General features: G+C 61.6%; 22 protein-coding genes. 6 read left to right on the top strand and 16 right to left on the bottom strand.

The window, feature by feature from the left end:
* Positions 1-64: 64 nt before the first annotated feature.
* The 8 genes from L6D74_RS14740 to L6D74_RS14705 form a co-directional block, all read right to left on the bottom strand.
* Positions 65-1,636, bottom strand: a complete 1,572-nt coding sequence (locus tag L6D74_RS14740) for a flagellar hook-associated protein 3 (RefSeq protein ID WP_064594294.1) — start codon at positions 1,634-1,636, stop codon at positions 65-67.
* A gap of 13 nt (positions 1,637-1,649) precedes the next feature.
* A complete protein-coding gene (flgK, locus tag L6D74_RS14735; protein WP_236189638.1) occupies positions 1,650-3,695 on the bottom strand; it encodes a flagellar hook-associated protein FlgK in 2,046 nt (681 codons plus the stop codon).
* Positions 3,696-3,716: 21 nt separating this feature from the next.
* On the bottom strand, positions 3,717-5,009 hold the full coding sequence (gene flgJ, locus L6D74_RS14730; RefSeq protein ID WP_221398965.1) for a flagellar assembly peptidoglycan hydrolase FlgJ: 1,293 nt from the start codon (positions 5,007-5,009) through the stop codon (positions 3,717-3,719).
* A gap of 11 nt (positions 5,010-5,020) precedes the next feature.
* A complete protein-coding gene (locus L6D74_RS14725; RefSeq protein WP_011333019.1) occupies positions 5,021-6,109 on the bottom strand; it encodes a flagellar basal body P-ring protein FlgI in 1,089 nt (362 codons plus the stop codon).
* Positions 6,110-6,136: 27 nt separating this feature from the next.
* The gene (flgH, locus tag L6D74_RS14720; RefSeq protein ID WP_039765527.1) at positions 6,137-6,832 is read right to left on the bottom strand and encodes a flagellar basal body L-ring protein FlgH; all 696 of its coding nucleotides are present in this window, start codon (positions 6,830-6,832) and stop codon (positions 6,137-6,139) included.
* A gap of 53 nt (positions 6,833-6,885) precedes the next feature.
* Positions 6,886-7,671: a flagellar basal-body rod protein FlgG gene (flgG, locus tag L6D74_RS14715; RefSeq protein WP_039765524.1), complete on the bottom strand. Its 786-nt coding sequence runs from the start codon at positions 7,669-7,671 to the stop codon at positions 6,886-6,888.
* Between the two features lie 45 nt (positions 7,672-7,716).
* Positions 7,717-8,457: a flagellar basal body rod protein FlgF gene (locus L6D74_RS14710; protein ID WP_007958343.1), complete on the bottom strand. Its 741-nt coding sequence runs from the start codon at positions 8,455-8,457 to the stop codon at positions 7,717-7,719.
* A 204-nt stretch (positions 8,458-8,661) separates the two neighbouring features.
* Positions 8,662-10,224, bottom strand: coding sequence for a sigma-54-dependent phenylalanine hydroxylase transcriptional regulator PhhR (locus L6D74_RS14705; RefSeq protein ID WP_011333015.1), 1,563 nt, complete (start codon positions 10,222-10,224; stop codon positions 8,662-8,664).
* Positions 10,225-10,504: 280 nt separating this feature from the next.
* Here L6D74_RS14705 and phhA point away from each other — a divergent pair, with 280 nt between their 5' ends.
* From phhA to L6D74_RS14680, 6 genes are all read left to right on the top strand, one after another.
* Positions 10,505-11,296, top strand: coding sequence for a phenylalanine 4-monooxygenase (gene phhA / locus L6D74_RS14700; protein ID WP_039765515.1), 792 nt, complete (start codon positions 10,505-10,507; stop codon positions 11,294-11,296).
* Between the two features lie 110 nt (positions 11,297-11,406).
* The gene (locus tag L6D74_RS14695) at positions 11,407-11,763 is read left to right on the top strand and encodes a 4a-hydroxytetrahydrobiopterin dehydratase (RefSeq protein WP_003222798.1); all 357 of its coding nucleotides are present in this window, start codon (positions 11,407-11,409) and stop codon (positions 11,761-11,763) included.
* A complete protein-coding gene (locus tag L6D74_RS14690; protein WP_011333013.1) occupies positions 11,763-12,956 on the top strand; it encodes an amino acid aminotransferase in 1,194 nt (397 codons plus the stop codon). Before L6D74_RS14695 ends, L6D74_RS14690 begins: the two co-directional genes overlap by 1 nt.
* A 258-nt stretch (positions 12,957-13,214) precedes the next feature.
* The gene (locus L6D74_RS29990) at positions 13,215-13,346 is read left to right on the top strand and encodes a hypothetical protein (RefSeq protein ID WP_007958347.1); all 132 of its coding nucleotides are present in this window, start codon (positions 13,215-13,217) and stop codon (positions 13,344-13,346) included.
* A gap of 73 nt (positions 13,347-13,419) precedes the next feature.
* Positions 13,420-13,599, top strand: a complete 180-nt coding sequence (locus tag L6D74_RS14685; RefSeq protein ID WP_011333012.1) for a hypothetical protein — start codon at positions 13,420-13,422, stop codon at positions 13,597-13,599.
* A gap of 95 nt (positions 13,600-13,694) precedes the next feature.
* A complete protein-coding gene (locus L6D74_RS14680) occupies positions 13,695-14,882 on the top strand; it encodes an MFS transporter (protein WP_172829517.1) in 1,188 nt (395 codons plus the stop codon).
* Here the strand turns inward: L6D74_RS14680 and arfB are convergent.
* The 8 genes from arfB to L6D74_RS14640 all read right to left on the bottom strand — a co-directional run bounded on the left by arfB (position 14,879) and on the right by L6D74_RS14640 (position 22,571).
* Positions 14,879-15,292: an alternative ribosome rescue aminoacyl-tRNA hydrolase ArfB gene (gene arfB / locus L6D74_RS14675; protein WP_011333010.1), complete on the bottom strand. Its 414-nt coding sequence runs from the start codon at positions 15,290-15,292 to the stop codon at positions 14,879-14,881. The genes L6D74_RS14680 and arfB overlap by 4 nt on opposite strands.
* A 90-nt stretch (positions 15,293-15,382) precedes the next feature.
* Positions 15,383-16,801 (bottom strand): amino acid permease, encoded by a 1,419-nt coding sequence (locus L6D74_RS14670; protein ID WP_064378594.1) that lies wholly within the window; start codon positions 16,799-16,801, stop codon positions 15,383-15,385.
* A gap of 848 nt (positions 16,802-17,649) precedes the next feature.
* Entirely contained in the window at positions 17,650-18,867 is a 1,218-nt protein-coding gene (gene rluB, locus L6D74_RS14665) for a 23S rRNA pseudouridine(2605) synthase RluB (protein ID WP_007958356.1), read from the bottom strand.
* A gap of 153 nt (positions 18,868-19,020) precedes the next feature.
* On the bottom strand, positions 19,021-19,212 hold the full coding sequence (locus tag L6D74_RS14660) for a DUF1289 domain-containing protein (RefSeq protein ID WP_007958358.1): 192 nt from the start codon (positions 19,210-19,212) through the stop codon (positions 19,021-19,023).
* A gap of 2 nt (positions 19,213-19,214) precedes the next feature.
* Positions 19,215-20,234, bottom strand: a complete 1,020-nt coding sequence (scpB, locus tag L6D74_RS14655; protein WP_236189637.1) for an SMC-Scp complex subunit ScpB — start codon at positions 20,232-20,234, stop codon at positions 19,215-19,217.
* A gap of 11 nt (positions 20,235-20,245) precedes the next feature.
* Complete coding sequence (locus L6D74_RS14650) at positions 20,246-20,944, bottom strand: segregation and condensation protein A (RefSeq protein ID WP_170928268.1); 699 nt, start codon at positions 20,942-20,944, stop codon at positions 20,246-20,248.
* Positions 20,945-21,064: 120 nt separating this feature from the next.
* A complete protein-coding gene (locus L6D74_RS14645) occupies positions 21,065-21,694 on the bottom strand; it encodes an L-threonylcarbamoyladenylate synthase (RefSeq protein WP_102686021.1) in 630 nt (209 codons plus the stop codon).
* A gap of 13 nt (positions 21,695-21,707) precedes the next feature.
* Entirely contained in the window at positions 21,708-22,571 is an 864-nt protein-coding gene (locus tag L6D74_RS14640) for a PHP domain-containing protein (protein WP_064594281.1), read from the bottom strand.
* Positions 22,572-22,589: the final 18 nt, after the last annotated feature.

Raw genomic sequence — 22,589 nt, 5'->3', positions numbered from 1 at the left:
AACCGCTAAGACATTAACTATTGAAGGAACAGGGCAACGCGGGCGCTTGCGCGCCCGCCTGCCGTCAGATCTTGTTGAACAGACCCAGCTGGCTGATTTTGCTGAACGCCAGTTGCGAGGCCTGCAGCATGGTCTGCTGCAGGGTCAGGCGGGTCATCACCTCGGCCGGATCGGAATCGCGGATCGAGCCCTGAGTGGTGGTGTTCGCCTGGATCAGGGACTCGTTGGTGGTGGTCTGGTCATCCAGCGACTGGCCACGGGCACCGATCGACGTGACGGCGGAACCGATCTGGTTGCTGGCGCTGTCGATGTTGCCCAGCGCCGACTCCATCGCCCCCTGGAATTTCTGCTTGGCGACCGGATCACCATCGATCGGTGTGTTCAATGCAGTGACCATCTGGCCCAGGGTGTCGAGCACGTTCTGAGTCTGGTGGTTGTTGGACTGGATCGAGAACTGGTCACCGGCGGCTGGCGTGCCGCCGATGGCGAAAGTCACGCCCGCAGCCGTAGCGTTGCCACCGACCACGGTGCCCGAAGACACCGGTTTGCTGTCGGCAGTGACAGGCGCCGCGTACAGGTCGAATGCCGTGGCACTCGTGAACTTCAGAACGGCGCCGCCGCCCGACGGGAAAGCGCCGTTGTAGGCCGCCTGGTTGGTCACGTTCGAACCGGTGATGACCGCGGTCGACGGGTTGCCCGGGCTGCGCACGGAGGTGAAAGAGTCCGGTGTGGCCGACAGCTGGAAGCTGTGACCGGCAATGACCGCGTCCGGGTTGGTATCACCTGGCTTGAGGTTGATGTTCAGTTTCAGATCGACACCACGGAAACTGACCGTCTGGTTGGCACCGTTGCTGTTGGTGATCGCACCGTTCTGACTGGCTTCGGTGGTTACGTCATTGCCCAAGGCATCGGTGATCTTGATCTGAGTGCTGCTGATGAAATCCACGGTGTACGGCTGGCCGGCCGTGAATTTGGCGTTGTAAGTCGCAGCGGTACCCACGATACCGTTGGTCAGCACCACACGACCGTCATCGACCGCCGGAGCCGTCATGCTGGTTTGGGTCCGGGCGGTATTGATGGTCTGCTGGAAGGCATCCCAACCGGTGGTGTTGGTGGCCACCGACAGGCCGTCGCCAATGCCCAGGTTGATCTGGGTCTGGTCGCCGTTGTAGGTGTAGGTGCCGTCGGCGTTCTGCGAATACGGCGCAGTATCGGTCTTCGAGCCGGAGAACAGGTAGTTGCCGTTGGCATCCTTGGAGTTCATCAGGCCCAGCACCTGCTGCTGGATCTGGCCAAGTTCCGCGGCGTAAGCCTGGCGGTCCTTGTCGGTGGCGATGCCGTTGTTGGCCGCCAGACCGATTTCCTTGGCACGTGCCAGAGCGGTGGTGATGGCGCTCAGAGTGGACTCCTGAACGGTCAACGAGCTCTTGGTGGTGTCAATGTTGCCTTTGTACTGCTCGAGCATTGCGGCCTGCTGGCCCAACTTCAGCAAACGACCAGCCCCGATCGGATCGTCGGCGGCGGTGTTGATGCGCTGCAGGCTGCTGGCTTCGTTGGCCGTCGCGACCGTCTTGCTGTAGTTGCGCTGATATTGGGCAGCTTGTGTCGCGTAATACTGGGCGGTGGAAATGCGCATGAATTACGGCTCCTTAAAGGCTGTTGATCAGCGTGGCGAAGGTTTCCTGCGCAGCTTTGATGATCTGCGAAGACGCTGTGTAGTACTGCTGATACTTGACCAGGTTGCCGGTCTCTTCATCCAGGTTGACCTGGGACAGCGAGTCCCGCGCACCCTGGGCCTGATCCAGGATCACCGTGGTGGCTGCGCTGTCGGATTTGCTCTGGGCGGCCTGGGTACCGACGTTGGTCACCAGTTTGTTGTAGGCGTCGGTCAGGCTGATGCCCTTGCTCGCCGTGCCGGTGTCGACGGTCTGCTTGGTCTGCAGGCCGACCAGTGCCTGGGCGTTGCGGTTGTCCGAAGAAGCTGCGCCGGTCAGGTTGATGGTGAAGGTTTCGCCGGACTTCGGCGTCGCGCCCACGGTAGTCTGCACGGTGAAGGTCTTTTGCACGTTCGGGATGACGGTGGTGTCCATCACCGGAGCACCGGTGGAGTCGACCATGCCGATCTTCAGGTTCAGGGTGTTCGCCTGACCGGGAACGATGACGCCGGAACCGATCGTGGCACCCTTGGCATCAACCATGTTGTAAGTCTGGCTGCCACTGGTGGTGGCACCGAATACCAGTTTGACCGGGGTCGAATACTTGAGCGCGTTCTGCAGCTCCGCCTGGGACGCCGGGTTGTAGATATCGACGACGTCAGTCAGCGTCGGCTGAGTGTAGGTGCCTGAGTTGTTGGCACTGGCCACGCCGGTCAACGGTGCGGCTGCCGCGATTTTCTTCGGATCGGTGAGCACGGTCTGGATGCTGGCCGCCGCGTTGCGGGTCGGGGTGACCTTGAACGTGTCGCCGGCACTCAGGGCACCACCGTTCAGGGCCAGGGTAAAGCCGTCGATTACCGGAGGCGGCGTGGTCGTGGTGCTGAACGAACCCATGTCGGTGCCGTCGGAGCGCTTGACCGTGTAATTGGTCGCGCTGGTGAAGGTGACCTGGTAGTCGCTGGTGGTCAGCTTGCCGGTGTCCTTGATGGTGACATCAAGGTTGCCCGAACCTGCGCTGTTGCCGGACTGGGCAATACTGCGCTGGCTGATCAGGGCGGCACTGTTGATGTCGTTGAAAATCGCCGCGCCAAAGTCACCGTTCTTGTCGATGCCCTGGGCTTGCTGGCGGTTGATCTGGTCGGCAACGACCAGTGCCACACGGCCCAGCTCATTGAGTGCAGGATCGAGCACTTCCTTGCGATAAGTCAGCAGACCGCCGATTTCACCACCGGTCATCGCCGAGGTGATGTCGATGGTGCTCGAACCACGATCCATCTGGATGCCCATGCGCGATGGGTCACCCTTGAGCGGCACGGTGCTCAGGGTATTGGTGGTATTGCCGATGACCAGCGGCTGGCCGCTGCCGATGTAGACGTCGAAGCTGGTGCCACGCTCAACGACTTGCGCGCCGGTCAGCTCGGAGAGCTGACGCACGGCTTCGTTACGGCTGTCGAGCAGATCGTTCGGCTGGCCGCCGCTGGTGGAGATCTCGCCGATCTTCTGGTTCAGCGTGGCAATCGAGGTTGCCAGCTTGTTCACCTGGGACGCCATGTCGGACAGGTTGCCATTGAGCGTGGCGTTCTGATCGTTCATCTGCTTGGCCAGCGCATTGAAGCGACTGGTCAGGGCCTGCGCGCCGGTCAGCACCGACTGACGGGAAGTGTCGTCGGTGGCCGAGGTCGATACGCCTTGCATCGAGGTGAAGAATTTCTGCAGCACGCCGGTCAGGCCGGTGTTGGTGTCGGACAGCGAGCCGTCCAGTGCGGTCGCCTGCGCACCGAAAGCGGCGGCTTCGCTATTGAGCGACGTGGCGGTACGCAGCTGCGATTCAAGGTAGGAGTTGTACACCCGACGCACGTCGGCGAGGGTCGTACCGGTACCGATGAACACGTTGCCGTACTGAATCGAGGACTTGGTGCCCTGCACGGTTTGCTGGCGCGAATAACCGGCGGTGTCGACGTTGGCAATGTTGTTACCCGTCACAGCCAGAGAGGATGAACTCGCGGCCAACCCCGACATCCCGATATTGAGCAAACTCATGATTCAAACCTTACCTTGTGTTTATAAGGGCGTTGTTGAAACGCCGGCCGCAGCGTAGTTCTGATTGACCGTCATCTGCCTGGCAATCTGCGAAATCTTCGTCGCGTAGTTCGGGTCGGTCGCGTAACCGGCCTTTTGCAATTCGCGTACAAACTGTTCTGGGTTATCGGCCGACTTCAGCACATCTTGATAGCGATTATTGCTCTGCAGCAAAGTCACCAGATCGTGGAAGCTGTCCTTGTACGAGGCGTAGGAACGGAACTCGGCCGTCTCCTTGACCATCTGCCCGTTGCGGAATTCGCTGGTGATCGCCCGGGCCGAATCGCCCTTCCAGTTGCTGCTCGCCTTGATGCCGAACAGGTTGTGACTGCTGCTGCCGTCCTGGGCGCGCATGACCGATTTGCCCCAGCCGGTTTCCAGCGCAGCCTGAGCCACCAGATAACGCGGATCGACGCCAATTCGCGCGGCGGCTTCCTGCGCCATCGGCAGCATGGTGTTGACGAATTCGTCGGCGTTGCCGAACGCTTTCTTTGCCGGTGCCAGCGGGATCTGCGCCATGGCGCGGCCGTAAATCTGCATCTGCCCGCCCGAAGCTTTATCTGCCTCGGCACGGGCCAGCCAGTCGCCGTTGTACAGCGGGCCGGAACCGGTGGCAGCGGCGGTCGTGGCGCGTTGCGGCAGTTGAGTGGTCGCCGCCGGCGTGGCTGACGGCACCAGACCTGCGAGCAAGCGATCCGCCAGTTTCGGCGGCAGCGCCAGACGACGCTGGTTGATCATTTCCATGTCATTGCGATGGGTCAGTTCGGTGCTCGGCGCATGCACCGAACGCGACGCCCACAGCGGACGCTCGCCATTGAGTCGCGACAACGGACCATTCGTAGCCACGGTGCCGGCGGCAATCGGCGTGGCCACGGCTGCAGCCTTGGCCTTGGCTTCTTCCTGCTTGGCGGCGGATGCGGCCGCAGCCTCGCCCGGCGCCATCGGTTTGTTCTTCGACATCTGGCGCATCAGCACGTCGGCGAGGCCGATACCACCGCCCTCGCGGGACATGGAGACCGCCAGTTGCTGGTCGTACATTTCCTGATATTGCTTGGCCGCCGGCGTGTTGAGCGGGTTGTCCTGGCCCAGCGCTTCAGTGGCCGAGCGCATCGACTTGAGCATTTCACCGAGGAACAGCGATTCGAATTCCTGCGCGACCTTGCGCATGTTCGCGTCGCTGTTCTTGTCGCCGACCTTGAGCTGGTTCAGACGATTGAGGTCGGAGTACGAACCCGAATCGCTGCTGCTGACCAGACCGCTTTTGCGCATATCCATGATCGGCGTCCTCAGATCACGATCAGGTCGGCTTGCAACGCGCCGGCCTGCTTCAGTGCTTCAAGGATGGCCATCAGGTCACCCGGCGCGGCGCCGACCTGGTTCACCGCACGGACGATCTCGTCGAGGGTGGTACCCGGGCCGAACTTGAACATCGGCTTGGCTTCCTGTTCGGCATTCACCCGCGAGCGCGGCACGACGGCGGTCTGGCCGTTAGACAGCGGGCCCGGCTGGCTGACGATCGGGTCTTCGGTGATAGTCACGGTCAGGCTGCCGTGGGTCACGGCGGCCGGCGACACCTTCACGTTCTGGCCGATGACGATGGTGCCGGTACGCGAGTTGATGATGACTTTCGCCACCGCCTGACCGGGATCGACTTCGAGGTTTTCCAGGATCGACAGATAGTCGACGCGCTGGCTCGGATCGAGCGGCGCGGTCACACGGATCGAACCACCGTCGATGGCCTGGGCCACGCCAGGGCCGAGCATGTCGTTGATCTTGTCGACGATGCGCTTGGCGGTGGTGAAGTCGGAACGGTTGAGGTTCAGCGTCAGGCTGTTGCCCTGGTTGAAACCACTCGGCACCGAACGTTCGACCGACGCCCCGCCAGGGATGCGACCGGCCGACGGAACGTTGACGGTGATCTTCGAACCGTCACGACCTTCAGCATCGAAACCGCCGACCACCAGGTTGCCCTGGGCGATGGCGTAGACGTTGCCGTCGATACCCTTGAGCGGGGTCAGCAACAGCGTGCCGCCGCGCAGGCTCTTGGAGTTACCGATGGACGACACGGTGATATCGACCTGCTGACCCGGTTTGGCGAACGCCGGCAGATCGGCACTCACCGACACTGCCGCAACGTTTTTCAGCTGCACGTTGCCCGATCCCGGCGGCACCTTGATGCCGAACTGCGAGAGCATGTTGTTGAAGGTCTGCAGGGTAAACGGGGTCTGCGTGGTCTGGTCGCCGGTGCCGTTAAGACCGACCACCAGGCCGTAGCCGATCAACTGGTTGGAACGCACGCCGGAAATGCTGGCGATATCTTTCAGCCGCTCTGCGTGGGCACCAAAGGCTGCGGACATCAACGCCGCAGCGAGCATGAGGCTCTTGAAATTCAACGTAGCCACCTAGAAAGGGAACAGCGGGCTGAGGAAGAAACGGTCGAACCAGCCTGGCTGACTCGCATCGGCGAACGAACCGGTGCCCGAGTAGGTGATGCGCGCATCGGCGACCCGGGTCGAGGACACGGTGTTGTCGGTGGCGATGTCGTCGGCACGCACGAGACCGGCGATCCGCACCAGCTCGTCGCCGGTGTTGAGGGTCATCCACTTCTCGCCACGCACGGCGATGATGCCGTTGGGCAACACGTCGGCGACGGTCACGGTGATCGAGCCGGTCAGGGTGTTGCCCTGGGCGGCCTTGCTGTCACCCTTGGTCGCGCGGTCGCCTTCATAGCTGGCGCTCAGGCTCAGGTCATTGCCGCCGATCGGGTTGTTGGTGGTTGCACTGCTGCCGAACAGCGACGTCAGGCCGATGCCGGTCTTGCTGTTCTTGGCCACCTGAGAGTTGGCGTTCTTGCTGGCCTGGGTTCTCTCGTTCAGGGTGATGGTGATGATGTCACCGACCCGGAACGCCTTGCGGTCGCTGTACAGGTTCTGCTCGAAACCGGCCTGATAGATCGAGCCGTTGTTGGCGGCCGACGGCAACGGTGTGCGCGGCAACACCGGGGCGTAGTAAGGATCATTGGGCTTGGGCGTCGGAGCGACGCAGCCCGCGAGCGAGACGACCCCGCTCAATGCCACAACAGATACAAAGCGCTTCATGACCCTTACCTCACGGTGTTGCAGGCAGCCTCATGGCCGCCTCATAGACTTGATTACAGATTCTGCGTTACGAACGAGAGCATCTGGTCGGCGGTGGAGATCACCTTGGAGTTCATCTCGTACGCGCGCTGGGTGGTGATCATGTTGACCATCTCTTCCACGGTGCTGACGTTGGAGGTTTCCAGGGTGTTCTGCAGGGTGGTACCGAAACCGTTCAGGCCCGGCGTACCGACTTGCGGTGCACCGGAAGCGGCGGTTTCCAGGAACAGGTTGTTGCCCACCGCTTGCAGACCGGCCGGGTTGATGAAGTCGGCGGTTTGCAGGTTGCCGATCACTTGCGATGCGGCGTTGCCGGCGGTGGTGATCGACACGGTGCCGTCACGACCTACGGTGAAGGTCTGGGCGTTGTTCGGGATGACGATGGCCGGTTCCAGGGCGAAACCGCTGGCGTTGACGATCTGGCCGTTGGAGTCGAGGTGGAAAGTACCGTCACGGGTGTAGGACGTGGTGCCGTCCGGCTGCAGGATCTGGAAGAAACCGCGACCGTCGATGGCCATGTCCAGCGGCTGCTCGGTGGTTTGCAGGCTGCCGGCGGTGAAGTTTTTCTGGGTGCCGACGATGCGCACACCGGTACCCACTTGCAGACCCGACGGCAGTTCGCTGTCCTGGGTCGACTGGGCGCCTGGCTGACGCTTGATCTGGTACAGCAGGTCCTGGAACTCGGCGCGGTCACGTTTGAAACCCGTGGTCGACACGTTCGCCAGGTTGTTGGAAATGGTGGTCAGGTTGGTGTCCTGGGCGGACAGACCGGTTTTGGCAACCCATAGAGCCGGAAGCATTCGATTCTCCTCGTGCGCCTGTTTTACGGCGCGACGTTCTGATAATTAGCTGATCTGCAAGACCCGAGCCATGGCCTGGTCGTCGTCTTTGGCGGTGTTCATCATCTTGACGTGCAATTCGAATTGCTTGGCCAGGGCCAGCACCGACGTCATCTCTTCCACGGCATTGACGTTGCTCGACTCCAGGAAACCCGACACCAGCTTGACGTTGGCATCGGCCGGCGCAGGCTGGCCGTCCTTGGTGTAAATCGAACCGTCCAGGCCCTTGTTCATGTTCTTGATGTCCGGATTGACCAGCTTGATGCGGTCGACTTCGGCCATGACGCGCGGGCCCTCGCCCATCGCACGGATACTGATGGTGCCGTCTTCGCCGACTTCCACCTGCTGCTCCGGCGGCACCGCGATCGGCCCGCCATTGCCCATGACCGGCATGCCATTGCCGGCACGCAATACGCCAAGTGCATCGATATTGAGGCTGCCGGTGCGCACGTAGCTTTCACCGCCATTGGGGTTCTGCACGGCGATCCAGCCGTTGCCCGACACAGCCACGTCGAGGTCACGACCGGTCTGCACCAGCGAGCCCGGCGTGAAGTCGGTGGCGGGCCGTTCGCTCATGGCAAACGCACGCGCCGGAAAGCTGTCACCGAACACCGGCATCGAACGCGCCTGCTCCAGGTCGCGCTGAAAACCGTTGGTGGAGATGTTCGCCAGGTTGTTGGCATGAGCCTTTTGCGCCAGTGCGTTCTGGCTGGCGCCGGTCATTGCCACATAAAGGTACTTGTCCACACTCTTTCCTCTGCATGCCGGACGTTTGCCGCCCACCGCTGTACTGCTGAGCCATAAGCAATTTGCAGACCAACTTTTTTCTGGCGGCCCACGACCCGGTAAACAAAGGACTTGAGGGATTTTGCGGGGAGAAGGGAAATGTATCGAAGACGAAAAACCGGCGGTGTCATGCCGCTTGGCGGCAAACACCCGATCCGGCCGTGATCACTCCGACGCGTCCTTGCCGACTTCGTACTCACGCAACTTGTTGGCAATCGTGGTGTGCGAAACCCCCAGCCGCTTGCCCAGCTGCCGACTGCTCGGATGCTCGGAATACAAGCGCTCCAGCACCGCTTTCTCGAAGCGCCCGACAATCTCGTCCAGCCCGCCTTCGAGGGAGAAATCGCCAAGCGGCTGACGCACGCCGTAATCCGGCAGGCGAATGTGCTCGGCCTTGACCGTGCCGCCGTCGCACAGCGAAACCGCCTGGAACAGCACGTTCTCCAGTTGCCGCACATTGCCCGGCCAATGGTAGTGACTGAGCCGGTCCATCGCCGCCGGCGCCAGTTTCGGCAGCGGGCAGCCGATCTGTCGACTGGCCTGATCGAGAAAGTGCTCCACCAGCGGCGTCAAACCGTCGAGGCATTCGCGCAGTGGCGGGATGTGCAGCGACAGCACGTTCAAGCGGTGATACAGATCCTGGCGAAATTCGCCGCGTGCGCACAGCTCCGACAAGTCGACCTGGGTTGCGCAGATCACCCGCACATCCAGGTAAACCTCTTCATCACTGCCCACACGGCGGAAGCAGCCGTCCTGCAGGAATCGCAGCAGTTTCACCTGCAAGCGCGGGCTCATTTCGCCGACACCATCGAGGAACAGCGTGCCGCCCGCCGTCAGCTCCAGCAGCCCGAGCTTGCCTTCGGCCCGCGCGCCTTCAAAGGCACCGGGGCCGTAGCCGAACAGTTCGGTCTCGGCCATCGACTCCGGCAGCCCCGCGCAGTTGAGCGCCATCAGCGGCGACTGACCACGCGGGCTCGCCAGGTGGCAGGCCCGCGCCAGCAATTCCTTGCCGGTGCCGGTTTCGCCCTCAATCAACAACGGCGCATCCAGCGGTGCCATGCGTCGCGCTTCGCGCACCACCGCCGCCATCACTTTCGAGCTCTGGAAGATGCTGTCGAAGCCACGCAACTCTTGTTTGCGCACGTTATAGATGCGCTCGCCGACCCGGTCCGCGCGGTGCAGCGTCAGCACAGCACCAGCCATGGCCTCGCTGTCGTCGTGTTCCGATTGCAGCGGCGCGATGTCGGCCAGAAAGATGTCGCCCTTGACCTTGACCCGCATGCCGTTGATTCGCGATTTGTTGGCGCGCACCAGTTCCGGCAGATCGAAATCTTCGGCGTAACGCGACAACGGAATCCCCGGCACCTCGTCCACCCGTACTCCGAGCAACTGCGCCGCCGCACGGTTGGCGGCAACGATGGAGCCGCCCATGTCGATCGACAGCACCGGGAACTCCAGCGCGCCGAGCAGCGCATTCAACTCCATGTGCCGCCGCTCGCTGGGCATCAACCCTACCCGCTTGACGCCGAACACCCCGGCAATCGCCTCGAACTTGGGTCGCAGCGCCTGGAACTGAATGTTGATCAGGTTCGGGCAATGCAGGTAGATCGCGTTGCCATGCTCACCGCCCACCTCGCCACGGGCGACGTTGATCCCGTACTCCACCAGCAGATTGAGAATGTCGCGCAGGATGCCGATGCGGTTCTGGCAGTGGACTTTGATACGCATATAAAGGCCCGAAACAGGTGAAGAGGCGGTCTGACGCCGGAATTTTCTGCGCAGCGCGCAAGATAGTCGTCAAGATTATGTGACAGCCATCGGCCTTTTCAAACCCGACGGTCACCGTAAACACGACTTATCGCGCGAAGCGTAACGAAAATTTTACGAATTAAAGAGACTTTTCCTACTCAACCAGTCTTCAACCTGCTGCAACAACAAACGTTCCGGGGTATTTCTCAGTCCATCGCAGGACATAACAAGAACGAAATTCCCCTCGCAGGAGAGCAGTATGAAGCAGACGCAATACGTGGCCCGCGAGCCCGATGCGCAAGGTTTTATCGACTACCCCGCCGAAGAACACGCGGTGTGGAACACGCTGATCACCCGCCAGATGAAAGTGATCGAGGGTCGTGCGTGCCAGGAATACCTGGACGGTATCGAAAAACTCGGTCTGCCCCACGACCGCATTCCGCAACTGGGCGAGATCAACAAGGTGCTCGGCGAGACCACCGGTTGGCAGGTTGCCCGCGTCCCAGCGCTGATCCCTTTCCAGACCTTTTTCGAATTGCTCGCCAGCAAGCAGTTTCCGGTGGCCACGTTCATTCGTACCCGTGAAGAACTGGACTACCTGCAGGAGCCGGACATTTTCCACGAGATCTTTGGCCACTGCCCGCTGCTGACCAACCCGTGGTTCGCCGAATTCACCCACACCTACGGCAAGCTCGGCCTGCAGGCGACCAAGGAAGAACGCGTTTACCTGGCGCGCCTGTACTGGATGACCATCGAGTTCGGCCTGGTCGACACCCCGCAAGGCAAACGCATCTACGGCGGCGGCATCCTGTCCTCGCCAAAAGAAACTGTTTACTCGCTGTCGGACGAGCCCGAGCATCAGGCCTTCGATCCGCTGGAAGCCATGCGCACGCCGTATCGCATCGACATCCTGCAACCGCTGTACTTTGTCCTGCCGAACCTCAAGCGCCTGTTCGACCTGGCCCACGAAGACATCATGGCCATGGTCAAGCAAGGCATGCAGCTGGGTCTGCACGCACCGAAGTTTCCGCCAAAACCGAAAGCCGCGTGACCCGCGACTTTTGCTTACAAGTGAGTCTGTCCGTCGTCGCCACTTTGGTTTAGCGTGGCGACATTGACCGCCAATATAAAAAAACACCTTCAGATTTCAGGAAGTTCACCATGTCCACTTTGAACCAAGCCCATTGCGAAGCCTGCCGTGCCGATGCCCCACAAGTTAGCGATGAAGAACTGCCGATCCTGATCAAGCAGATTCCTGACTGGAACATCGAAGTACGCGACAGCATCATGCAGCTGGAAAAAGTCTTCCTGTTCAAGAACTTCAAACACGCGCTGGCGTTCACCAACGCCGTCGGCGAGATCTCCGAGGCCGAAGGTCACCACCCGGGCCTGCTGACCGAGTGGGGCAAAGTCACCGTGACCTGGTGGAGCCACTCCATCAAAGGCCTGCATCGCAACGACTTCATCATGGCCGCGCGCACTGACGAAGTGGCCAAGACCGCAGAAGGACGCAAGTAATGCACTTCGACGCCATCGGCCGAGTGCCCGGCGACCCGATCCTCGGTCTGATGGAGGCCTACGCGCAGGATTCCAACCCGCGCAAGTTCGACCTTGGCGTGGGCGTCTACAAGGATGCCCAGGGCCTGACGCCGATCCCCGAGGCGGTGAAAATCGCCGAGGCGCGACTGGTCGAGAGCCAGGACACCAAGACCTACATTGGTGGCCACGGTAATCCGCTGTTCGGCAAGGTTATCAATGAGCTGGTGCTTGGCGTCGATTCGAAGCTGATCGCCGAGCAACGCGCCGGCGCCACCCAGACGCCGGGCGGCACAGGTGCCCTGCGTCTGGCGGCGGACTTCATCGCCCAATGCCTGCCGGGCAAGGGCGTATGGCTGAGCAACCCGACCTGGCCGATCCACGAAACGATTTTCGCGGCCGCCGGGGTCAAGATCAGCCATTACCCGTACGTCGGCAGCGACAACCGCCTCGACGTCGATGCGATGCTCGCCGTGCTCAACGAAGTGCCGAAAGGTGATGTGGTGCTGCTGCACGCGTGCTGCCACAACCCGACCGGTTTCGACCTGAGCCACGACGACTGGCAGCGAGTGCTGGAGGTAGTACGCCGCCGCGATCTGCTGCCGCTGATCGACTTTGCCTACCAGGGCTTTGGCGACGGCCTGGAGCAGGATGCATGGTCGACCCGGCTATTCGCCGCCGAGTTGCCCGAGCTGCTGATCACCAGCTCCTGCTCGAAGAACTTCGGTTTATATCGCGACCGCACCGGTGCGTTGATCGTCAGCGCGAAAACCGCTGACAAGCTGATCGACATCCGCAGCCAGTTGGCGCACATCGCCCGCAACCTGTGGTCAACGCCACCGGATCACGGCGCGGCTGTGGTCGCCACGATCCTCGCCGACCCGGAGCTGAAACGCCGCTGGGCCGACGAAGTGGAAGCCATGCGTCTGCGCATCGCCCAGTTGCGCAGCGGTCTGGTGGAAGCGCTGGAACCGCACGGCCTGCGCGAGCGTTTTGCGCACATCGGCGTGCAACGCGGGATGTTCTCCTACACCGGGCTGTCGCCGGAACAGGTGAAGAACCTGCGTGAGCATCACAGCGTGTACATGGTCAGCTCGGGCCGGGCCAACGTTGCCGGGATTGATGCGACGCGTCTCGACCTGCTGGCCGAAGCGATCGCCAACGTCTGCAAATAGTCCCAACTGTGGGAGCGAGCCTGCTCGCGATAGCGGTGCATCAGTCAGCACAAATGTCGACTGACAAGCACTCATCGCGAGCAGGCTCGCTCCCACATCTGCCCTGCGTCACCCTGTCGCACTTGTCTAGACAATCCCGCCCGTCGAACCAAATGGATTTAAAAGTCTGATTGTCATTTTTCTTGCTGTATCCTGCGCAAGCTTTCTGAAAGCGCGGATCTACCAGATCTATCAACAGACTTAGCGAGGAGCGCAACCATGCACGAGATTCCGAATCTCCCCTTCCCAAGCCTGCACGAAACTGAGCAGACGACCACGCAACAAGCCGGTGCCCAACAGCCCGAGCCGAAAGAAGCCGCCGAGAGCCGTCCGGCCGACAGCGAAGAGTAAGCAACACCCGCCGTACAGACCGTGTGGAAAGCGCTAACATGCGCTTTCCACACTGCCTGAAACCTGAGTTGCCATGTCCAAAGAATTCGATGAACAACAGGCCGAGACCCTGATCGGTGCCACCGAGAAGATGATCGAGATCTGGAGCCGTCTCTCGCCCGAGAAACAGGCCGCCCTGCTCGCCCGTTTCGGCAGCGAAGAAAACGCGCTGGCCGCCCTGGTCACCACGCAATTGGTCGCCCCGGCCAAATAGTTTTACTTTTCCCCGCCCCGGACGCGTCCGCATCGGTATCATGAGCAGCCTATCTATTCTGCTCTTCCCGTGGATCGTAATTCATGTCGTCCTCTATGCCAGAACCCCAGCGCCCCCTGGCGGTCACGCTGCAAGTCGTTTCCATCGTCCTGTTCACCTTCATCGGCTACCTGAACATCGGCATTCCGCTGGCGGTGCTGCCAGGTTATGTGCACAGCGACCTGGGCTTCGGCGCGGTCATCGCCGGGCTGGTGATCAGCGTGCAATACCTCGCCACCCTGCTCAGCCGCCCGTATGCTGGCAAGATCATCGACAACCAGGGCAGCAAACGTGCGGTGATGATCGGTCTGGCCGGTTGTGGTTTGAGCGGTGTGTTCATGCTGATTTCGGCGTGGACGCCCAACCTGCCGCTGCTGAGCCTGATCAGCCTGTTCGTCGGCCGCCTGGTGCTGGGCAGCGCGGAAAGTCTTGTCGGCTCGGGATCGATCGGCTGGGGCATCGGCCGCGTCGGTGCCGCCAACACCGCCAAGGTCATCTCGTGGAACGGCATCGCCAGTTACGGCGCGCTGGCGGTCGGTGCGCCGCTGGGGGTGTGGCTGGTCAGCCGTTTCGGTCTGTGGAGCATGGGTGTGAGCATTCTGCTGCTCGCCACGCTGGGGCTGCTGCTGGCCTGGCCGAAAACCGCCGCGCCGATCGTGGCCGGCGAGCGCCTGCCGTTCATGCACGTTCTCGGTCGCGTCTTCCCGCACGGCTGTGGACTGGCCTTGGGCTCGATCGGTTTCGGCACCATCGCCACCTTCATCACCCTGTATTACGCCACGCAGCATTGGGATAACGCGGTGCTGTGCCTCAGCCTGTTCGGCGCCAGCTTCATCGGCGCACGCCTGCTGTTCGGCAACCTGATCAACCGCCTCGGCGGCTTTCGAGTGGCGATTGCCTGCCTGTCAGTGGAAACCTTGGGCCTGCTGTTGTTGTGGCTGGCGCCGGACGCGCACTGGGCACTGGCCGGCGCGGCATTGAGCGGTTTCGGTTTCTCGCTGGTGTTCCCGGCGCTGGGCGTGGAAGCCGTGAATCTGGTGCCGGCCTCCAGCCGTGGCGCGGCGGTCGGGGCTTATTCGTTGTTCATTGACTTGTCGCTGGGCATCACCGGGCCGCTGGCAGGGGCGATTGCAGCGGGCTTCGGATTTGCCTCGATCTTCCTGTTCGCCGCCCTCGCCGCGCTGAGCGGCCTGGCACTGAGCGTCTATCTCTACCGCCACACGGCGAAGTACCGCGAAGACTAGAAATCCACCTTGCCGCGCCCGGCCTTGATGCTGCCGCGCTTGGTCTTCGATTCGAGCCGACGCTTCTTGGAACCCAGCGTCGGCTTGGTCGGCCGCCGCTTCTTCTCAACCTTGGTGGCACTGAGGATCAACTCGGTCAGACGCTCCAGCGCATCGGCGCGGTTCTGTTCCTGCGTGCGGTACTGCTGGGCCTTGATGATCAGCACGCCGTCGCCGGTGATGCGACTGTCGCGCAGCGCCAGCAGCCGCTCCTTGTAGAACTCGGGCAAGGACGAGGCCGGAATGTCGAAGCGCAGGTGCACGGCGCTGGAGACCTTGTTGACGTTCTGCCCACCGGCGCCCTGGGCGCGGATGTACGTCAGTTCGATCTCGGCATCCGGCAGATGCACATTGTTGGAAATCACCAGCATGGAAAAGCGTCCCTGATCAGAACCCGCAGGATACCGCGAAAGTACAAAAAACCCGGCACTTGGCCGGGTTTGGTGTTTTTGCAACGACGCTTACTTGGCTGCGCTCGCTGCGTGCAGTGCCTGTTGCGCACCACGCTTGTTCTTGATCACGTAGCAGACCCACATGAACACGACCCACACCGGAATCGCGTACACCGAGATCTGAATGCCCGGGATCAGCAGCATCACGCCGAGGATGAACAGCACGAACGCCAGGCAGATGTAGTTGCCGTACGGGTACCACAGCGCCTTGAACAGCGGCTTCTGGTGGGTCTTGTTCATGTGCTGGCGGAACTTGAAGTGCGAGAAGCTGATCATCGCCCAGTTGATCACCAGCGTTGCAACCACCAGCGACATCAGCAGTTCCAGCGCATGTTGCGGGATCAGGTAGTTGAGCAGCACGGCCACCAGAGTCACCGCCGCCGACGCCAGGATCGAACGCACCGGTACGCCGCGCTTGTCGATCTTCGCCAGCGCTTTCGGCGCGTCGCCCTGCTCGGCCATGCCCAGCAGCATGCGGCTGTTGCAATAGGTGCCGCTGTTGTACACCGACAATGCCGCGGTCAGAACCACGAAGTTGAGGATGTGCGCGGCGGTGTTGCTGCCAAGCATCGAGAACACCTGCACGAACGGGCTGCCGCTGTAGGAATCGCCCGAAGCGTTGAGGGTTTCCAGCAGGCTGTCCCATGGGGTCAGCGACAGCAGGATCACCAGTGCACCGATGTAGAAAATCAGGATCCGGTAGATCACCTGGTTGATCGCTTTCGGGATCACGGTTTTCGGCTTGTCGGCTTCGGCTGCGGTGAAACCGAGCATTTCCAGACCGCCGAAGGAAAACATGATGATCGCCATGGCCATCACCAGACCGCTGACGCCGTTCGGGAAGAAGCCACCATGGGACCACAGGTTGCTGACCGAGGCTTGCGGGCCGCCATGGCCGCTGACCAGCAAGTAGCTGCCCAGGGCGATCATGCCGACGATTGCCACGACCTTGATGATCGCGAACCAGAATTCGGCTTCACCGAAGACTTTGACGTTGGCCAGGTTGATCGCATTGATCAGCACGAAGAACGCGGCAGCGGTGACCCAGCTCGGGATCTCCGGCGCCCAGTAGTGGATGTATTTGCCGACCGCGGTCAGCTCCGACATGCCCACCAGGATGTACAGGATCCAGCAGTTCCAGCCCGACAGGAAACCGGCGAAACCGCCCCAGTATTTGTGCGCAAAGTGGCTGAAGGAGCCGGCCACCGGCTCTTCGACGATCATTTCGCCGAGCTGGCGCATGATCATGAAGGCGATGAAGCCGCAGATGGCATAGCCGAGGATCATCGACGGGCCGGCGGATTTCAGCACCCCGGCCGAGCCGAGGAACAGTCCGGTACCGATCGCGCCACCGAGGGCGATCAGTTGAATATGGCGATTTTTCAGGCCGCGTTTCAGCTCGCCTGATTGCGAGTTTTGTCCACTCATGAAAAAGGTCTCACGCAAGGTTTGATGATGTTCAGTAGACGTTGCTGCAAGGTTGCGATTTCAGCCAACCTTGATCAAACCCCAGCGCAGGCACCAGGAATTCAGCTTTTTTACAACGGTCATGCGTCACCTGTTTGTTTTTATCTGTGACGAAATCGAACCCGACACGCTTGTGACGCGGCGGAGTGAACAAGGCGGATAAACCTTGAGGTTTGCGCGATTACGCAGAGGGTCACAGTTAAAACGCGGCGCATTGTACACCGCTAACCCCCTGCTGCCAGACCTCGCCGGATCAGCGTGTCGGTTGCCGGGATTGCATGTGTCCACCCCGGGAAGCCCGGGCGGCTGCAAAAATTGAGTCAGGCCTTTGCAGGCCATCGGCGTGGACGATGGACAATCCGCCCCACGTGGAGAAGTGAAAATGGATTACGGCGTTCATTGCGCCTCCTTCTTGTTATGCACCTGCACGACAGGCATGCCGCGCATCTCACCTTCCAAACGACGCTGAAACAAGCACGCCAGAGGGCTGCGCAAGGCCCGGCGGGCGTGGCTGCGGCAGATTTTCCTTACAGCCAGTCAAAGCCACCCGATTCATGGGACGGCGAGGTCTTTTTCGTAAATATCTACTGACAGCGCGTAACGTAAAGTTTCCACTCCAGACCCATCGAAGAGGTGTCCGGTGATTGACGTTAGCTGGCTAACTATTTGAAAGGCGTTAAGTTTTTTGTTTAAAAACAAGAAAAACACGCCCGAAAAAAGAAATAAAAAGTCCAAAAAAAAACGCCAACCCTGAGGTTGGCGTTTTCTGTTTTCAGCTTGAAGCTTGCCGCTCGAAGCTTACAACCGCGTTATTCCGGCTTCTTGCGACCGAAACCCGGACGCTGGCCGGAACCGGCCGGTGCGCCACGGCGCTTGCCCGACGGCTTGTCATCATCAGCCAGCTTGATGCCTGGACGCTTCGGCGATGGCTTGGACGGACGCTTGGTGTCGACTGGACGATCCGCCACCGGCGTACCGCGACCTTCACCACGCTCGGTACGGCCATTGGCCGGACGCGGCGTGCGTGGACCGCGCTCGCCATCCGGACGCGCTGCCGGTTTGCGACCTGGACGCTCGCCTTCGATCTGAGGCTCCCGAACCGGACGCGGACCGGCGCCAATCGGCGCACCGTTGGCCGGACGCAGGGTGCGCACGCGCTCGGTACGGGCCATCGGACGCGACGATTTTCGCTGCATGCGGTCAAGCTTGTCTTTGCTCTTGGCGTTCAGTTGCGGCATGGCCACCGGGGTCAGGCCGACTTCGGCGCTCAGCACGTCGACTTCGTACTGGCTCATTTCGCGCCAGCGGCCCATCGGCAGGTCGGAGTTGAGGAACACCGGACCGAAACGCACGCGCTTCAGGCGGCTGACCACCAGGCCCTGGGATTCCCACAGGCGACGCACTTCACGGTTGCGGCCTTCCATCACCACACAGTGATACCAGTGGTTGAAGCCTTCGCCGCCCGGTGCCTGTTGGATGTCGGTGAACCGCGCCGGGCCGTCTTCCAGCACCACGCCGGCCTTCAGGCGTTCGATCATCTCGTCATCGACTTCGCCGCGCACACGCACCGCGTATTCACGGTCCATCTCGTAGGACGGGTGCATCAGGCGGTTGGCCAGTTCACCGTCGGTGGTGAACATCAGCAGACCGGTGGTGTTGATGTCGAGACGACCGATGTTGATCCAGCGGCCTTCTTTCGGACGCGGCAGCTTGTCGAACACGGTCGGACGGCCTTCCGGGTCGTCACGGGTGCAGATCTCGCCATCGGGCTTGTTGTACATGATCACGCGGCGAACCGACTCGGCAGCTTCTTCACGCTTGATGACCTTGCCATCAATGGTGATGGCGTCGTGCATGTCGACACGCAGGCCCAAGGTGGCGTCTTTGCCATTGACCTTGATCCGGCCGGCAGCGATCCAGGATTCGACGTCGCGGCGCGAGCCGACGCCGATACGGGCGAGGACTTTCTGCAGCTTTTCGCCTGCTGGGCCGATTTCCTGGTCGTCTTTCTGATTGATGTCACTCATCTGGGCACCTCCCGGTGTGGTCTGTTCAGCGGCGCTGAATGAGCCGCTGAAGCGTTGAAATCTGGGTTTTCGGGCGAAGGGATCGCCGAAGGGTCGCGAATCATACGCGGATGTGGCCGCGCGCGCATCAGAGACTAGTCGATCAGGCCAAGGTTATTTCTTTTTCCGCCGACCGGTGGCCCCGAGCTTGATCAGACGCAGCGCGGCTTCGGCCAGTACGGTGCGCTTGTCGTCCTTGTCGAGTTTCTTCCAGGCCCGGATCTCGCGCTTGCTGCGGCCGCAACCGAGGCAGATGTCGTCGCTGAACTTGCAGACGCTGATGCACGGGTCTTTGGTCGAGCTCATGCTCAGTCCTCGAACTCGCGGCGTTCGGCTTCAATGGCTTCGGCCAGGGCGCGAGCTTCGGCTTCCTCTTCGCTCAGCTCTTCCTCGGCGGCGGGTTCCGGGGCGGGCTGTTCAAGCCGGGCGACGGCAGCCAGCAGTTTTTCCCGGGCTTCGGCCACGCCGAGCACATCGTCTTCCTGCTCGGGTTCGGGCTCGAATTCAGGCTCATGCTCAAATTCAGGCTCAAATTCAGGTTCTGGCTCACCCTCAACCGACGGCTCGACCGGATCGGACTCAACCCCGGTCGGCAGCGATTCGCCGCCCACCCCGTCACGCAGCAAGTCGTCGAAGTCGGTCTTGATCCCCTCCTCCATGCTGTCCAGTTCCAGCAGCAGGGTGTGGAAACTGGTTTCCTCCTTCGGTTCTTCCGGCTCGGCGCTGGCGTCGGCCAGTTCCTGCAAGCCCGGTGGCACCGGAGCGTCGTCGAGGTCGAGCACCGGTTCCGCCTCGATCTCGCGCAATTCGGCCAGCGGCGGCAGATCGTCGAGGTTCTTCAGGTTGAAGTGGTCGAGAAACGCCTTGGTGGTGGCGAACATCGCCGGTTTGCCCGGCACGTCGCGGTAACCGACGATGCGAATCCACTCGCGCTCGATCAGCGTCTTGACGATGTTGGTGTTGACCGCCACGCCCCGCACGTCCTCGATTTCGCCCCGAGTGATCGGCTGGCGGTAGGCGATCAGCGCCATGGTTTCCAGCAGTGCGCGGGAATAGCGCTGCGGACGCTCCTCCCACAAGCGACCGACCCACGGTGCGAACTTTTCACGGATTTGCAGGCGATAGCCGGACGCGACTTCCTTGAGCTCGAACGCCCGGCCCTCGCAGGACTTGCCAAGCAGGGTCAGGGCTTTCTTGAAAACCGGCGGTTCCGGGCGCTCGCCCTCTTCAAACAGTTCATACAAACGCTCGAGGGATTGCGGCTTTCCCGAGGCCAACAGAAAGGCTTCAAGCAGGGACGCCAGCTCGCGGGGTTCAGTCAGGTTCATATCGGGACTCGTTATTCGGCTCGGGCTCGCACGTGGATCGCGGCGAACGGCTCATTCTGCACCAGCTCGATCAGGGATTCCTTGACCAGTTCAAGGATGGCCATGAAGGTCACCACCACCCCGAGCTTGCCCTCTTCGGCGGTGAACAGCTCGATGAACGGCACAAACCCGCCGCCCTTGAGCCGCTCCAGCACGTCGCTCATGCGCTCGCGGGTGGACAGTGCCTCGCGGCTGACCTGATGGCTTTCGAACATGTCGCCGCGGCGCAGCACTTCGGCCATGGACATCAGGATTTCTTCCAGCGCCACGTCCGGCAACAGCTTGCGCGCGCGGGCTTCCGGGGCGTCGAGCTTGGGCACGATCACGTCGCGACCGACCCGGCTCAGGCCATCGATGCCTTCGGCGGCAGCCTTGAACCGTTCGTACTCCTGCAGGCGACGGATCAGTTCGGCGCGCGGGTCGTCCTCTTCGTCCTCGACGGTTTCGGCCCGGGGCAGCAGCATCCGCGACTTGATCTCGGCCAGCATCGCGGCCATCACCAGGTACTCGGCGGCCAGTTCCAGGCGCACCGACTGCATCAGCTCGACATAGCCCATGTACTGGCGGGTGATTTCCGCCACCGGGATGTCGAGGATGTTGATGTTCTGTTTGCGGATCAGGTACAGCAGCAGGTCGAGCGGGCCTTCGAAGGCTTCGAGGAAGACTTCCAGCGCATCCGGCGGGATGTACAGGTCCAGCGGCATTTCCGTAACGGCCTGGCCATAGACCATGGCAAACGGCAGTTCCTGCTGGGCACCGGCCTGGGGATCAACGGTTTCCACTGCAGACATTCAGGCCTCGACCATGAATGGAGCAGGATCGCCGCAACCGACGCGGATCACTTCCGGATCGTCGCCCGTGAGGTCGATCACGGTGGAGGCCTTGATGCCGCCGGAACCGCCGTCGATGATCAGATCCACCTGATGCTCGAGCAACTGGCGCATTTCGTACGGGTCGCTCAACGGGTCTTCATCGCCCGGCATGATCAGGGTCACGCTCATCAACGGCTCGCCCAGTTCGGCCAGCAGCGCCAGCGCGATCGGATGGCTCGGCACCCGCAGACCGATGGTGCGCTTCTTCGGATGCAGCAACAGGCGCGGTACTTCGCGGGTGGCGTTAAGAATGAAGGTGTACGGCCCCGGCAGGTGGGCTTTGAGGATTCGAAACGTCCCGGTGTCGATCTTGGCGTAATTGCCCAGTTGCGACAGGTCGCTGCAGATCAGTGCGAAGTTGTGTTTCTCGTCGAGCTGACGCAGGCGTCGAACGCGCTCGATGCCGTTCTTGTCGCCGATCTGGCAGCCGATTGCGTAGGAAGAGTCCGTGGGATAGACCACCACTCCGCCCTTGCGGATGATCTCGACCGCCTGTTTGATCAGGCGCGCTTGCGGGTTTTCCGGATGAATCTGGAAAAATTGACTCACATTCTCTACCTGTTCAGACGGCGGCAATAACTGGGTCATGTTTGAACCGACCCCACAGGGGTGGAAGGTCCTCCGGCACCGGCCGGTACTGGCCGATCTCGGACCAGCCACCAGGGCCATGGAAATCACTGCCGGCGCTGACCAGCAGACCGAACTCACGGGCAAGGATGGCAAGGCTGCCCACCTGTTCCGCAGGCTGATGACCGTTGACCACTTCGATCGCATGCCCGCCCGCTTGAATATAGTCGGCAATCAGCTTTCGGCGCTTGCTGCGGGTGAAATCGTAGTGCCACGGATGCGCCAGGCTGACCCAGGCGCCGGCGGCGCGCAACGTGCCGACGGTGTCTTCCAGGGTCGGCCAATGCTGCTTGACGTCCCCCAGCTTGCCGGCGCCGAGCCATTTACGAAACGCCTCGGCGCGATCCTTTACAAAACCTTCACGCACCATCCAGTCGGCGAAATGCGGGCGGGCCGGCGCGTTGCCGCTGTCGCCCAATTCCTGCTGGATCTGCCGCGCGCCGTCGAGCGCATTCGGCATGCCCTTGAGGGCGAGCTTGCGGCTTATTTCTTCAGACCGCAGCCAGCGGCCGTCGTGCAACTTCGCAATCGCCTCGACCAACGGCGCGGCGTTGACGTCGAAACCATATCCGAGCACGTGAATGGTCGCCCCGCCCCAGGTGCAGGACAATTCGACGCCGTTGACCAGTTGCATGCCCAGCCCCTCGGCGGCCGTGCGCGCTTCGGCGAGGCCTTCGAGGGTGTCGTGATCGGTCAGGGCCAGGACTCGCACGCCGTTCTCGAACGCACGCGCAACCAGTGCCGCAGGCGCCAGGGCGCCATCGGAGGCCGTGCTGTGGCAGTGCAAATCAACATTCACGGGGATGTGTTACCTCAA

The organism is Pseudomonas pharyngis (assembly GCF_021602345.1).
In the GTDB taxonomy this organism is placed as follows: domain Bacteria; phylum Pseudomonadota; class Gammaproteobacteria; order Pseudomonadales; family Pseudomonadaceae; genus Aquipseudomonas; species Aquipseudomonas pharyngis.
The sequence above is the reverse complement of the archived record's forward strand: the minus strand, read 5'-3'. Positions and strand labels throughout refer to the sequence as shown.

What these genes read in the sequence shown, in the direction of transcription:
- L6D74_RS14740 (WP_064594294.1), bottom strand. Translation starts at nt 1,636, where the DNA reads ATGCGCATTTCCACCGCCCAGTATTACGCGACACAAGCTGCCCAATAT.
- L6D74_RS29990 (WP_007958347.1), top strand. Translation starts at nt 13,215, where the DNA reads ATGCACGAGATTCCGAATCTCCCCTTCCCAAGCCTGCACGAAACTGAG.
- scpB (WP_236189637.1), bottom strand. Translation starts at nt 20,234, where the DNA reads ATGAACCTGACTGAACCCCGCGAGCTGGCGTCCCTGCTTGAAGCCTTT.
- L6D74_RS14685 (WP_011333012.1), top strand. Translation starts at nt 13,420, where the DNA reads ATGTCCAAAGAATTCGATGAACAACAGGCCGAGACCCTGATCGGTGCC.
- L6D74_RS14680 (WP_172829517.1), top strand. Translation starts at nt 13,695, where the DNA reads ATGCCAGAACCCCAGCGCCCCCTGGCGGTCACGCTGCAAGTCGTTTCC.
- L6D74_RS14660 (WP_007958358.1), bottom strand. Translation starts at nt 19,212, where the DNA reads ATGAGCTCGACCAAAGACCCGTGCATCAGCGTCTGCAAGTTCAGCGAC.
- flgJ (WP_221398965.1), bottom strand. Translation starts at nt 5,009, where the DNA reads ATGGATATGCGCAAAAGCGGTCTGGTCAGCAGCAGCGATTCGGGTTCG.
- L6D74_RS14670 (WP_064378594.1), bottom strand. Translation starts at nt 16,801, where the DNA reads ATGAGTGGACAAAACTCGCAATCAGGCGAGCTGAAACGCGGCCTGAAA.
- phhA (WP_039765515.1), top strand. Translation starts at nt 10,505, where the DNA reads ATGAAGCAGACGCAATACGTGGCCCGCGAGCCCGATGCGCAAGGTTTT.
- arfB (WP_011333010.1), bottom strand. Translation starts at nt 15,292, where the DNA reads ATGCTGGTGATTTCCAACAATGTGCATCTGCCGGATGCCGAGATCGAA.
- flgH (WP_039765527.1), bottom strand. Translation starts at nt 6,832, where the DNA reads ATGAAGCGCTTTGTATCTGTTGTGGCATTGAGCGGGGTCGTCTCGCTC.
- rluB (WP_007958356.1), bottom strand. Translation starts at nt 18,867, where the DNA reads ATGAGTGACATCAATCAGAAAGACGACCAGGAAATCGGCCCAGCAGGC.
- flgK (WP_236189638.1), bottom strand. Translation starts at nt 3,695, where the DNA reads ATGAGTTTGCTCAATATCGGGATGTCGGGGTTGGCCGCGAGTTCATCC.
- L6D74_RS14695 (WP_003222798.1), top strand. Translation starts at nt 11,407, where the DNA reads ATGTCCACTTTGAACCAAGCCCATTGCGAAGCCTGCCGTGCCGATGCC.
- L6D74_RS14725 (WP_011333019.1), bottom strand. Translation starts at nt 6,109, where the DNA reads ATGCTCGCTGCGGCGTTGATGTCCGCAGCCTTTGGTGCCCACGCAGAG.
- L6D74_RS14705 (WP_011333015.1), bottom strand. Translation starts at nt 10,224, where the DNA reads ATGCGTATCAAAGTCCACTGCCAGAACCGCATCGGCATCCTGCGCGAC.
- flgG (WP_039765524.1), bottom strand. Translation starts at nt 7,671, where the DNA reads ATGCTTCCGGCTCTATGGGTTGCCAAAACCGGTCTGTCCGCCCAGGAC.
- L6D74_RS14690 (WP_011333013.1), top strand. Translation starts at nt 11,763, where the DNA reads ATGCACTTCGACGCCATCGGCCGAGTGCCCGGCGACCCGATCCTCGGT.